Origin of the sequence: Streptomyces laculatispora, from assembly GCF_017353455.1 — a bacterium.
Taxonomy (GTDB): Bacteria; Actinomycetota; Actinomycetes; order Streptomycetales; family Streptomycetaceae; genus Streptomyces; species Streptomyces laculatispora.
In genome coordinates this window covers 1-11,863 of the sequence record NZ_JAFMPZ010000379.1, presented here as the reverse complement: position 1 = coordinate 11,863, position 11,863 = coordinate 1, and the positions used below count along the sequence as shown (strand labels likewise).

General features: G+C 72.9%; 11 protein-coding genes and 1 riboswitch. Of the genes, 1 reads left to right on the top strand and 10 read right to left on the bottom strand.

The genetic code is table 11. From position 1 onward, the window contains the following. Positions 1–17: 17 nt before the first annotated feature. A complete protein-coding gene (locus J1C73_RS19750; RefSeq protein ID WP_123467094.1) occupies positions 18–818 on the bottom strand; it encodes an IclR family transcriptional regulator in 801 nt (266 codons plus the stop codon). Positions 819–1,223: 405 nt separating this feature from the next. On the opposite strand from J1C73_RS19750, the gene J1C73_RS19745 reads away from it, so the two are divergent. Beyond that, a complete protein-coding gene (locus tag J1C73_RS19745; RefSeq protein ID WP_207317575.1) occupies positions 1,224–2,261 on the top strand; it encodes a PRC and DUF2382 domain-containing protein in 1,038 nt (345 codons plus the stop codon). Positions 2,262–2,359: 98 nt separating this feature from the next. On the opposite strand, the gene J1C73_RS19740 is transcribed toward J1C73_RS19745, so the two are convergent. From J1C73_RS19740 to J1C73_RS19700, 9 genes are all read right to left on the bottom strand, one after another. Then, positions 2,360–3,148, bottom strand: a complete 789-nt coding sequence (locus J1C73_RS19740; RefSeq protein WP_207317574.1) for an ABC transporter ATP-binding protein — start codon at positions 3,146–3,148, stop codon at positions 2,360–2,362. After that, complete coding sequence (locus J1C73_RS19735) at positions 3,145–4,236, bottom strand: FecCD family ABC transporter permease (RefSeq protein WP_372446711.1); 1,092 nt, start codon at positions 4,234–4,236, stop codon at positions 3,145–3,147. Before J1C73_RS19735 ends, J1C73_RS19740 begins: the two co-directional genes overlap by 4 nt. Beyond that, positions 4,233–5,300 carry an ABC transporter substrate-binding protein gene (locus J1C73_RS19730; protein WP_207317573.1) on the bottom strand — a complete coding sequence of 356 codons (1,068 nt, stop codon included), beginning with the start codon at positions 5,298–5,300 and terminating at the stop codon, positions 4,233–4,235. The genes J1C73_RS19735 and J1C73_RS19730 overlap by 4 nt, the downstream gene beginning before the upstream one ends. A 36-nt stretch (positions 5,301–5,336) precedes the next feature. After that, a riboswitch (cobalamin riboswitch) is annotated at positions 5,337–5,524 on the bottom strand. Positions 5,525–5,598: 74 nt separating this feature from the next. Next, positions 5,599–6,822: a beta-ketoacyl-[acyl-carrier-protein] synthase family protein gene (locus J1C73_RS19725; RefSeq protein ID WP_207317572.1), complete on the bottom strand. Its 1,224-nt coding sequence runs from the start codon at positions 6,820–6,822 to the stop codon at positions 5,599–5,601. Continuing rightward, on the bottom strand, positions 6,819–7,079 hold the full coding sequence (locus tag J1C73_RS19720) for an acyl carrier protein (protein ID WP_207317571.1): 261 nt from the start codon (positions 7,077–7,079) through the stop codon (positions 6,819–6,821). The genes J1C73_RS19725 and J1C73_RS19720 overlap by 4 nt, the downstream gene beginning before the upstream one ends. 266 nt (positions 7,080–7,345) lie before the next feature. After that, positions 7,346–9,229: an acyl-CoA dehydrogenase family protein gene (locus tag J1C73_RS19715; RefSeq protein ID WP_242644421.1), complete on the bottom strand. Its 1,884-nt coding sequence runs from the start codon at positions 9,227–9,229 to the stop codon at positions 7,346–7,348. 92 nt (positions 9,230–9,321) lie between these two features. Then, positions 9,322–10,563: a beta-ketoacyl-[acyl-carrier-protein] synthase family protein gene (locus J1C73_RS19710; protein ID WP_207317569.1), complete on the bottom strand. Its 1,242-nt coding sequence runs from the start codon at positions 10,561–10,563 to the stop codon at positions 9,322–9,324. A 175-nt stretch (positions 10,564–10,738) separates the two neighbouring features. After that, positions 10,739–11,002 (bottom strand): type B 50S ribosomal protein L31, encoded by a 264-nt coding sequence (locus J1C73_RS19705; RefSeq protein ID WP_207317568.1) that lies wholly within the window; start codon positions 11,000–11,002, stop codon positions 10,739–10,741. 137 nt (positions 11,003–11,139) lie between these two features. After that, a partial coding sequence (locus J1C73_RS19700; RefSeq protein WP_207317567.1) for an ABC transporter substrate-binding protein occupies positions 11,140–11,863 on the bottom strand: 724 nt, incomplete at its 5' end.

The following is an 11,863-nucleotide window of genomic DNA, read 5'->3' as shown; positions in this document are numbered from 1 at the left end:
GTGGTGCCGGGGCTGGTTCAGCCGCCGAGGGCCGCGGTGATCTCTGCCGCTCCGGCGCGTACCAGCGTCACGAGGGTGTCGGCGGCCCGGTCCACGCGGTGGGACGGGCCGATGACGGTGAGGGAGGCGGGGACGCCGTCGCCCTGGAAGACGGGGGCGGAGACCGCGGTGACGGCCTCGTCGTACTCTCCGTGCGTGATGGAGTAACCGTCGGCACGGACCTGTGCGTAGCAGGTGAGCAGGGCGTCCAGGTCGGTGATGGTGCGGTCGTTGAAGCGCGTCAGCCCGTTGGCGCCGAACATCTGCCGGATCTCGCGTTCGGGGTGGTACGCGAAGATGGTGTGCCCGGACGCTCCGGCGTGACCGGGCATGACGGCGCCGATGATCGCCGTGTAGCGGACGGGTCCGGTGCCGTCGACGGCGGCTTCGCAACGGTAGCTGCCGCCGTGCGGGACGTTGAGGACGATGCTCTCGCCGGTCTCGCGGAGCAGCCGGGCGAGTATCGGCCTGGAGATCGAGGACAGCACTCCGCTGTGTTCGCTGACCCTGGCCAGCCGGGACAGCGCCGGTCCGGGGCGGTAGCGGCGGCTGTTCTCGTCGCAGAGCAGGAAGCCGCGCGCGCTCAGGGTGGTGAGCAGTCGCTGGACGACGGCCTTGTCCCAGCCGTGGTGGCGGGCCAGTTCACTGACCCCCCACTCGGGCCGCTGTTCGGTGAACGTCAGCAGGACGAGCAGGGCCCGGTCGACGGTCTGCAGCACTCCCGGGGCCTGCTGTCCGTCGAGGGCCGGGGTGGTGGTGTCCGTGCCGCGCTCAGCCATGGGCCGGGCCTCCTTCGTCCACTTCGTCCATCTGTCGGTGCGGAAATCGCAACGACGTTGCGATTTCTGGCGAAAGGATGCTGCCACGCCCAGCGGGTGTCAAGGGTTTGCCGGAAATTCGCCGCGCGGCGGGAACGGCCTGCTCAGGGGCGGTGACGGAAGACTGCGCACCGGTGGCACGCCGTGCGGGCCACAGCCGCTCGGCGATCACCCGATTGGCCTAACCCGGCTGTACGGCCCGCATCGGCATCGCACGGGGCCTGCGCCCACACGGCGGGTGTACGGCACCCCACCCCCCCGGCCGGGAAGTTGCAGCGTCCATCCGGGTGAGGCGCGATGGAATCCGGACGCGCCTCACCTGCTGGACCCACCCACAGGACGCGCCCGGGCTAGGAGGAATCGGTCATGGGAGCCGCTGACGGTTTCACGGATTCCGGAGAGCTCGACGGCCTGACGGTGTACGACACCGCGGGCGAGAAGATCGGCAACGTGGGGCGGGTGTATGTCGACGACAACACCGGCCGACCGGACTGGATCACGGTGAAGACCGGCCTGTTCGGTATGAAGGAGAGCTTCGTGCCTCTCGCCGGAGCCCGTCGCGTGGGCTCCGACCTGCACATCTCTCATCCGAAGGACCGCGTCAAGGAAGCACCCCGGGTGGACGCGGACGCTCACCTCTCCGTCTCCGAGGAAGAGGAGCTCTACCGGCACTACGGCCTGACCAAGAACACCGGCGGCAAGCTCACCGGGCGTTCCGGGGCCGTCGGCACGGCCGGTGCGCCGACCACGTCCGGGACCGGCACCATGGGCGCGGCAGGAGCGGGCGCGGCCGCCGGGGCAGGAGCCGGGACCATGGGCGCCAACGCCGCCGCCACGCGCAAGGCGACGGCCGGCACCACCGGCGCGGCAGCGGGCGCCGGCACGGGCAAGCACCGGGACGCCGAGACCTCCGGCACGGCCCGGCCGCTGGTCGGAGCCGGAGCGGGCTCCGAACGGTCCGCGTCCGCCGACCTGGGCGGCAAGGAGGAACTCATCCGCTCCGAGGAGCAGCTGCGCATCGGCACCGAGGAGTACGAGAGCGGCAAGGCCCGGCTGCACAAGTACGTCGTCACCGAGAACGTCACCAGGACCGTGCCGGTGATGCACGAAGAGGTACGCGTGGTGCGCGAGCCGCTCCAGCCCGGCGACAAGGCGGCCGGGCGCGGGAACATCAACGAGCAGGATGTGGAGGTCACCCTGCACGCCGAGCGCGCCACGATGCGGAAGGAGACCGTGCCGGTCGAGCGGGTGCGGATGGAAACGAAGAAGGTGACCGAACAGAAGGAAGTCTCCGCGGAACTGCGCAAGGAGCAGATCGACTACGCGGACGGCCTGACCAAGGACGGCAAGGACATAGGCGGCAGGGACATGGGCGGCGAGTTCGGTCAGGGACGGCGCCGCTGAACCCCGCGCACTGCGCCGGACCAGCCGTACCGGACAGGAGCGAGGGGCGGACCCGCACCACGGGGTCCGCCCCTCGTGCCGCTGCCTGGCCCCTCGGGTCAGGGCCGCCCCGGACAAAAACGCACCGAGGGCCGCCCCTGGGGGCCCTCAGGTGTCACGACGGCCCTGACCCGGTAGACCTCGGCGATGAGCTCCTGGGTGATCACCTCGGCCGGGGACCCGCCCGCGACCACCCGGCCCCCGTTCATCACCACGATCCGGTCGCAGAACATCGCGGCCAGATTGAGGTCGTGCAGGGCGATGACAGCCGTCAGCGGCAGTGAGGTGACCAGGGACAGCAGTTCCAGCTGGTGCTGGACGTCCAGGTGGTTCGTCGGTTCGTCCAGCAGCAGTTCGCGCGGCTGCTGGGCCAGCGCGCGGGCGATCTGGACCCGCTGGCGCTCGCCGCCCGAGAGGGTGTGCCAGGACTGGTCCCGGCGGCCGGTGAGACCGGTCCGCTCCAGCGCCTCGCCCACCGCGGCCTCGTCCGCCGCCGTTGCCGCCGACCAGGCGCGTCGGTGCGGGATGCGGCCGAGGCGTACGACGTCCACGACGCTCAGCTCGACCTGGGTGAGGGAGTGCTGGTCCACCACCGCGACCCTCCGGGCCACCGTGCGGCGGCCGATCCTGGCCAGCGGGTCGTCGTCGAGGGTGACCGTGCCGGCGTCCGGGGCGAGGACTCCGGCCAGTATCCGCAGCAGGGTCGACTTGCCCGAGCCGTTCGGGCCGATCAGCCCGACGGTGGCACCGGGCGGCGAAGTCAGTGAGACCCCGTCCAGGATGAGACGGCCGCCCGCCTCCCGGCTGACTCTGTCGGCCCGCAGCCCGCTGCGGGCGGGCGGGGTCATGCGGACCGCCGGGTGCGGTAGAGGACGAGGACGAAGGCGGGCACCCCGATCAGGGCGGTGACGACGCCCACCGGAACCTCCTGCGGATCGAGGACGGTGCGCGCGAGGGTGTCGACCCAGACCAGGAACACGGCCCCGGCCAGCGCGGTGACCGGCAGCAGTCTGCGATGCCCGGAACCGGTGAGCGCACGGGCCGCGTGCGGCAGCACCAGGCCGACGAAGCCGATGGCGCCGGCCGAGCTGACCAGTGCGGCGGTCAGCAGCGCGGTCGTGCAGAGCAGCACGATCCGGGTGCGCCCGACATGGACACCGAGGGTGGCGGCCGCGTCCTGGCCGAAGGCGAAGGCGTCGAGCGTACGGGCGTGGCCCAGGCAGATCAGCAGTGTCACGGCCAGCACGGCGGAGCAGGTCCACACATCGGTCCAGCCGACGCCGCCGAGTGAACCCAGCAGCCAGAACAGCACCCCGCGGGTCTGCTCGGCGTCGGCGGCGGTCATCACGACGAAGGAGGTGAGCGCGGAGAACAGCTGCATGGCCGCGACCCCGGACAGGACCACCCGGTCGGTGCTGCCGCCGAGGGTGTGGCTGAGCAGCAGAACCAGCGCGAAGGAGCACATAGCCCCGATGAACGCACCGGCCGACAGGGACACCGCTCCCCCGCCGACCCCGAGGACGACGACCACGACCGCGCCGGTCGACGCCCCGGAGGAGACACCGAGGACGAACGGGTCGGCGAGCGGGTTGCGCAGCAGCGACTGCATGACGGTGCCGCAGACCGCGAGCCCGGCGCCGCAGACGGCGGCGAGCAGGGTCCTGGGCATGCGCAGGTTCCAGATGATGCCGTCCCGGATCGGGCTGAGCGGCGAGTCCCCGAGCCCGAGGTGGGCCGCGACCGTGTCCCGGACGTCGCCGACGGAGATCCTGGCCGGACCGATGGTGACGGCCACCGCGACGGACAGGGCTAGCAGCAGGAGCCCGCCGGCCCACAGGAGTCCGCTGCGGATGCCCCGGATGCCGGGCCGTCCGCCCTCACCGGCATGGGTGAGCGCGCGCTCACTCACCTCTGCGGCCTGTTCGGTGTCCGTCACCCCGTGAGCCCGAACGTACGCAGCCCGGCGGCGACGCGCTCCACGCCCTCGACCGTACGGATCGACGGGTTCATGGCCTGGCCGCTGAGCAGCACGTAGCGCTTGTGCCGTACGGCGTCCATGTTCTTCGTGGCGGGGTTGGACTCCAGGAACGCGATCTTCCGCGAGGCGCTCTCGGCGGTCTCCGACTTGCGGGTCAGATCGCCGATGACCAGCACGTCCGGGTTGCGGTCGGCGACCGTCTCCCAGTTGATCTGCGGCCATTCCTCATGGGTGTCGTCGAAGACGTTCTTCGCGCCGAGCTCACCGGTGATGACGCCGGGTGCTCCGCAACAGCCCGCCAGGTACGGGGACTCGGAGTTGGCGAACCAGTACATCAGGGTGGCGCCGGAGGCGTCGACGCCGTCGGTGGCCTTGCGCACCCGGGCGCGCAGCTCCGCCACGAGCTTCTCGCCCCGCTCCGGGACACCGAACACCTTGGCGAGGTCGCGTACTTCACGGTAGACGCTGTCCATGGTCAGCGCTCCGGTCCGGACCCCGTCGCCGTCCTTGCTGTTGTCCTTGGCGGTGCAGTCGGCGGGCGAGACGTAGGTGGGGACGCCCAGCTTCTCGAACTGCTCGCGTGGGGCGACGCCGCCCTTGGCGAGCGTCGACTCGAAGGACGCGCTGACGAAGTCGGGCTCCTGGTCCAGGACCTTCTCCGAGGAGGGACGGTTCTCGGAGATCCTCGGGACGCCGGCGTTGGCCTTCTCCAGGCCCTTCATCACCGGGTCGGTCCAGGTGGCGGTGGCGGCCAGCCGGTCGGCGAGACCGAGCGAGAGCAGGATCTCGGTGGACCCCTGGTCGACCGGGACGGCACGGCGCGGGGCCGCCTCCACGGTGACGGTGCGCCCGCAGTTCTTCAGGGTCACCGGATAGCCGTCGGCCCCGGTGGACTTGGCTGCGGAGCTGTCCCCGCCCCCGCCGCAGGCTGTCAGCAGGACTGTCCCCGCCATGAGCAGGGCGGCGGAGCGGGCGTGGCCGGCTATGGGCGGCACGAAGTACCTCGGCGTCTCTGGGCCCATGCGCGGGGCCCGGTGTACGGAGTTCCGCGACCCGGTGCCGGACCGCGGGTGCCAGCAGGTCTTCGGACTCGGGTTCGTACGGTCGGGACGCCTTCCCGGGAACCCATGGGTCTCCCAGTGGCCGTTGGCCCCGCCCGTCCCCCTCACCGCTGCGCGTCAGTTCCGGATTCGCACCGGATTCCCTGACCCCTACGTGGAGTTCGACTGGCCCAGGCACGTTACCACGAGCCTCTGCGCAGCTCAGCGGCGGTGCGGCCGGTGGAATGGGCGGCCCCCGCCTGTTCCACCGGCCCGGCCGCTACGGGCGCAGGAGCGCGACCACGGCGTTGTGTCCACCGAATCCGAACGAGTGGCTGACGGCACGCCGGACGGGCAGCGCCAGCGGCTGCTTGGTGACGCAGTCGATGTCGAACCCGGGCGCGGGCGCGTCCAGGTTGGCGACCGGCGGGATGATTCCGCGCTGGAGTGTGAGGATCGTCAGCCCCGCCTCGATCGCTCCGGCCGCGCCCATGCAGTGGCCCAGTACGCCCTTGGGCGCGGTGACGGGCGGCCGGTGCGGGAAGACCCGGCCGATGAGGGCGGCTTCGGCCGCGTCGTTGCGCGGGGTGGCCGTGCCGTGCGCGTTGATGTGCTCGACGTCCGCGGCGTGCCAGCCCGCGTCACGCAGCGCGGCCTCGACGGCGGCCTGGGCGACCCGGCCGTCGGGATGCGGGCTGGTGGGGTGGTGGGCGTCGGTGGTGGCGCCGGTGCCCGCGAGCAGCGCGCGCGGCTCGGCGCCCCGGGCCTCGGCGTCGGCGGCGCGCTCCAGCACCATGACGGCGGCGCCCTCGCCCATGACGAGCCCGGCCCGGTCGGCCGAGAAGGGCCGGCTGAGCCGGGACAGGTCCCCGTCCGCGCGGGCGGCCGCGCCGGATCTGGCGAATCCGGTCATGGCGATCGGGAAGAGGGTCGATTCGGTGGCTCCCGCGATCGCCAGGTCGCACTGCCCGGTGACGAGCAGGTCCCGGGCCACGGACAGTGCGGTGATCCCGGACGAACAGGCGGTGCAGGGCGCCAGGCTGGGGCCCGTGGCGCCCATCTCGATCGCGATCTCGGCCGCGGGCATGTTCGGGATGGTGAGCAGGATCCCGGACGGCGAGGTCGCCTCGGGCCCGCGCCGTTCCAGCACCAGTGCCTGATCGGTGAGACCGGCGGAGCCGCCGCTGCTGGTACCGACGACGACCGCGACCCGGCTGCCGTCCCAGCCTTCCGGGTCGACTCCCGCGTCGGCGACCGCCTCCCGTGCGGCGAGTACGGCGAATTTGGCGTACCTGCCCATGCGGTAGGCCGTACGGCGGCCGATCGCGGCGTCCAGGTCGATGCCGTCGACCGTGCAGGCGAAGTCGATCGCGCACCCTGCGAGTGCGGGGACGGTGCGGGCCGGGCTGACCCCGGCGCACACACCGTCCCAGGTGGACTCGGTGTCGTTGCCGACCGGGGTGATCATTCCCAGACCGGTGACGGCGATGGCCGGTGTCGTCATCGGGCGTTGCCCACCGGTGCCTGGCCACCGGCCGACGCCCGGAGGAACTCCGTGAGCCCGGCGAGGCTGGTGTCCCTGTGCAGGGTGCCCGGGTCCAGCTCGACGCCGAGGGCCTCCCTCATGACGACGGCGAACTCGGCGACTGCCAGGGAGTCCATGTCCAGGCTGTCCATCGTGGATTCCGGGAGAATCTCGGCCACGGGCACCCTGAAGGTACGGCTGAGTACCTCGGTGATCGTGGGGTGAATCGCGCTCATGGTCTTCCTCTCCATCATGCCCGTCCGGCGGGGGTGTCCGGAGCGCTGCCTCTCACGCCCCGACGCCGAAGTAACTGAGCAGCGTCCGTCCAGTTACGCCTTGCGGCGAACCGATTCGCCTCCGCGGGACCGCTCCGCCGGGCACCACCGCGACAACACGGCCGCGGTGCCCCAGAAGGCCAGGAGTACGACACCGACTCCGAGGCCCTGTGCCGCCTCGGCCGCACGGCGCAGCCGCACGGGCGCTCCCTGCCCCGTCCCGGCCGTCATCGATCCCCCACGGCGGGTACCTGCCTCTCGCCCGTGTGCCAGGACGCCTCCGGGTCGTCGTACGCCTCCGCGTAGCGGGCTCCCGCGATGGGCCAGTCGGCGAGCAGTTCCGCCGGCAGCGCGAAGGAGCCGGCGAGTTCCGGCAGGTGGGCCGCGACGGCGGCGACGAGCTGCTCGGTGGCCTCCGTCAGCCCTTCGACCTGGTCGGCCGTGAGGTGACCGGCGACGAGCAGGTCCCCGCTGTTGCGTTCGACCCAGCGCAGCGCGAACAGCCGGGCCAGTTCGGTCAGCCGCTCGCGGGCAGGCCCCTCGGGCAGGCTCTCGACCGCGTCCGCGTACGCGTCGGCCGCCTGCCGGTAGGCGTGCGCCTCGACGCCTCGCAGCGCGGGCCCGGACCCCGTGTTCCACCGCTTCAGCGGGCCACCGTGCGGGGCCCGTGCCATGCGTGCGCGGGAGCGGGCGAACTGGATCCGCTCCACCTGGGCCAGGAGCCGGCCGAGGTAGCGCAGATCGTTCAGGTCGCCGTCCGGCCGGCCGGCCGCGGTGCCCCACGCGTCCAATGCCTCGGGCATCGCGGAGATGACCATCTCGGCCGCCGCCTTGGCGTGGATGGCCAGGTTGTCACCCTCGGCGGTGATGGCACCCTCCACCCCGGTGACGAGTTCGGTCATTCCGTTGTGCTCCAGCAGTCCCTGGGCGCCGCACCGTTCGCGGCATTCGACGATCACGGACCGGGCCTGCCAGGTGATCCAGCCCTTGGCGATGTCGACCAGCTGCCCGGCCGCCGCGCGCTCCGCCGCCGGGCCGCGCACCGCGGCCTCCCAGCGGTCGAGGACCCGTCGGTGCAGCAGGCTCATCGCGAAGACGGTGGCCATGGCCCCGGCCAGCGGGCCGTGATGGCTGCGGTGGGCCATCACCGGCAACGGCGGCAGCGCGCGGCCCCCGGAGACATACCGGTGGCCGGAGTAGCGGACCGCGATGGCAAGGGTGGCCCGGGCGGAGCCGACCGCACTCGCGCTCATGCAGATGCGGCCCGTGGTGACGCGGCCGATGGAGGCGAGGAATCGGCGTCGGCGGCCGGCGGTGCCGCTGCGGAACACCCCGTCGTCGCCGACCCGCCCCTGCTGGCCGCCGAGCAGTGCCTCGCGCCCGACGAACACCTGGTCGAATGAGGTCAGACAGTGGTCCACGGGACTGCCCAGCCGTGCCGGAAGCCTGCGGATCCGTACCCCGGGCAGGGCCTGCGACGAGTCGGTGAGCGGCACCAGCAGCAGGAAGACCCCGTGGTCGGCTCCCTCGACGAGGAGCCGGGCAGCGACGAGTCCCGACTTGGGGCCGCCGGCCCGGCTGGTGTTGGGCATGAACTTCTGTGCGCCCAGGTGCGGCGTGTGCAGCACGAATCCGTCCCGGGCACGGTCGTAGGTGGCCGTCGTCTCGACCGCGGCGGCGTCGTTGCCGTGCGCCACCTCCGTACAGAGGAAGGTCCCGATGCGCCGCATCGCGAGGAAGTCCGACAGATCGCGGGACCGGTCGGCGTCGTGGTCCAGCAGACTGCCGAGGAAGAGGTTGTAGTGGATTCCCGCGACGGTGGCGAGAGTCGGGTCCACCGGGGCGAGCCATTCGTGCAGTGCGGCCAGGGCGCGCGGGTCGGCTGCCAGCCTGGCGCCGCTGTCCAGCGCGTTGTTGAGCGTGCGCAGCCGGGCGTGGGCGAGCGCGAGCCGCTCGTCGGGGGTGGGGCCGGGCAGGGGGACTGCCGGCCTGCGGAACGGCTCGGTGGCGATGATGCGCTGCCAGAAGCCGTGCTCCCGGGGGGCGTCCGCGCCGAGGAGCACTGCGGTGAGCCGGTCCGCGACCCGCTCCGTGCCGGCTCCGGTCACCATGGGGCTATCCATCGTAATGGTCACACGACAGGAACGATCAGGAATCAGCCAGGACACCCGAATTCTGGCATTCGCAGCCCTTTACTTCCTGTTCAGCGGGGTGCCGGGGCCCGCTGGAAGGCGAGGGCGACATTGTGGCCGCCGAATCCGAAGGAGTGGCTGAGGGCCCGCTCGACGCGCTGCCTGCGGGGTTCCTTGGTCACACAGTCGAGGCCGGACTCCGCCGGCGGGGCGTCGAGGTTGGCGATCGGCGGGACGAGGCCGTGTTCCAGGGTCAGTACGGTGGCCACCGCCTCGATCGCACCGCCCGCCGCGAGAGTGTGCCCGATGACGCCCTTCGGTGCGGTCACCGAGGGCCGGTGCGGGAAGAGCCGGGCGATCAGCGCGGACTCCATGGCGTCGTTCAGCGGGGTGGAGGTGCCATGTGCGTTGATGTGGTCCACGTCGCGGGCGGCCCAGCCCGCCCGGTCCAGTGCCGCCTCGACCGCCCGCTGAGCGCCCCGGCCGCCCGGGTCGGGTGCGGTGGGGTGGTGGGCGTCCGTGGCAGCGCCCGCACCGGCCAGCACCGCCCGCGCCCGTCCGCCACGGGCCCGGACGTCCCCGGCGCGTTCCAGTACGAGGACGGCGGCGCCCTCGCCCAGGACGAACCCGTCGCGGTCCGCGGCGAACGGCCTCGACGCGGCCGCCGGATCGCCGGTGCGCACCGAGAGTGCGCCCATCCCCGCGAACGCGGTCACCACCAGCGGAGTCACCACGGACTCCGCACCGCCGGCCACCACAACGTCGCACTGACCGCTCGTCAGCAGGTCGCGGGCGAGCGCGAGCGCGGTGGCGCCCGACGCGCAGGCGGTGGCCGGGGCCAGACTCGGCCCGTGGGCGCGCAGGTCGATGGCGACCTCCCCGGCGGCCGCGTTCGGCATCATCATCGGCACAAGGAGCGGGGAGACCGCGAGCGGTCCGTCCGCGTCCAGCCTGCGGACGTTGTCGACGAGCACGGAGACACCGCCCACGCCGACGCCCAGCACGACGCCCACCCGGCCGCCGTCCCAGCGGTCCGGTCGGAGCCCGGCGTCCGCCACGGCGCGGCGGGCGGCGACGAGCGCCATCTTCACGAACCGCGCCATCCGGAACACGGCGCGTCCGCCCACCGCCTCGTCCAGGTCCCCCGCGTCGGCCCGGCAGGCGAAGTCGACCGGCAGGCCGGCCAGTTCCCCACAGTGCCGGGCCACACCGGTCCCGGCGCACAGCCCCGCCCAGAAGGCGTGCTCGTCGGCGCCGGCCGGGGTCACAAGCCCCAGGCCCGTCACCACAGTTGCTGCCCCGTCCCACGCCATGCCGCGGCCCTCCCGTCATCGTTCGCATCCGCCGCCGGTCGAACGGCCGGGCCCCGGCCGAGGATGCGCCCACTGGGCCGAACGGGTCACTGCTTCCCCGTGCGCGGGGGGGCGGTCATGACGGACGGAGCCCCCGGCCCGGTGGACAAGGCCGGGGGCTCGGGTCCCGAACGGGTCAGGAGGCGCCGGCGCCCCCGTCGTCGCCGTACCTGCGCTCGAATTTGGCGACCTGGCCCTCGGAGTCGACCACCCGGGCCTTCCCGGTGAAGAACGGGTGGCTCTCGGCGGAGATCTCCACGTCGATGACGGGGTAGCTGTTGCCGTCGTCCCAGTCGATGGTCCGCTCGCTCGACGCGGTGGACCGGGTCAGAAAGGCGTAGCCCGCCGAACGGTCACGGAAGACGACGGGACGGTAGGAAGGGTGCTTGTCCTGCTGCATGGCCTGCTCCTGGGGACGTGCGGGTACCGGCACGGGACACTCCCGGCCAGCCTCGCGAACCACGGCGTCCCGCGCGATCGCAGGCGTCCGTACGGGGCATCGGCGCGCGGCGCACCAGAGGCCCCGCGGGACAGCCCTCAGGCCTCCAGCGCGTCGGCCACCAGGGCCAGGAACCGGGCGTGGGCCCGCGCGCTGCACACCGGCTCCGGGTTCCAGGGCACCACCCGGGCGGTGCGTTCGATCGCCGCCCACGCCGCGTTCGTCCGGAGCTCTTCGAGGGGGGTGGCGTTGACCCGGATGTCGGCGAGCACGACGGAGGGACGCAGCGCCCCGGCCTCCGCCCAGTCGACCGTGGACCAGTTGGCACCGGGCCCGTCGGCCGGTTCCACCAGGTCGACGCCGAGCTCTGCCAGCACCCGCAGTTCGGGCCACATGCGGGGGCGGGCCAGGTGCGCCTGCTGCTGCCCGGCCGGGGACAGGGCGAGGACCCTGGTCCGATCCGGTGCGGCGAACGTGCGCAGCCGGTTCCGGGCGGCGTCCAGTTCCTGCGCGGCCGCCGCGGGCTCCTCGGCGCCCAGCGAACGGGCCAGCCGGGTGAACCGGTCACCGGTCTCCGCGAGGGTGCGCGCCTGGCCCACGTCGATGACGACGACCGGGACGTGCCCCTCCAGGTGCTTGGCCGTCTCCGGGGCGAGGCCGTAGACCTGGCCGCCGCCGTAGCTGACGGCCACCACGAGGTCGGGCTTGCCACTCAGCAGTGTTTCCACGTCCAGGGTGGTGCCCGCGCCCGCATAGGCGACCTCGGTCAGGGGCAGCGATCCGGTCTTCGCGGTGTCGGGCACGGCCGGGTCGTCATGGCCG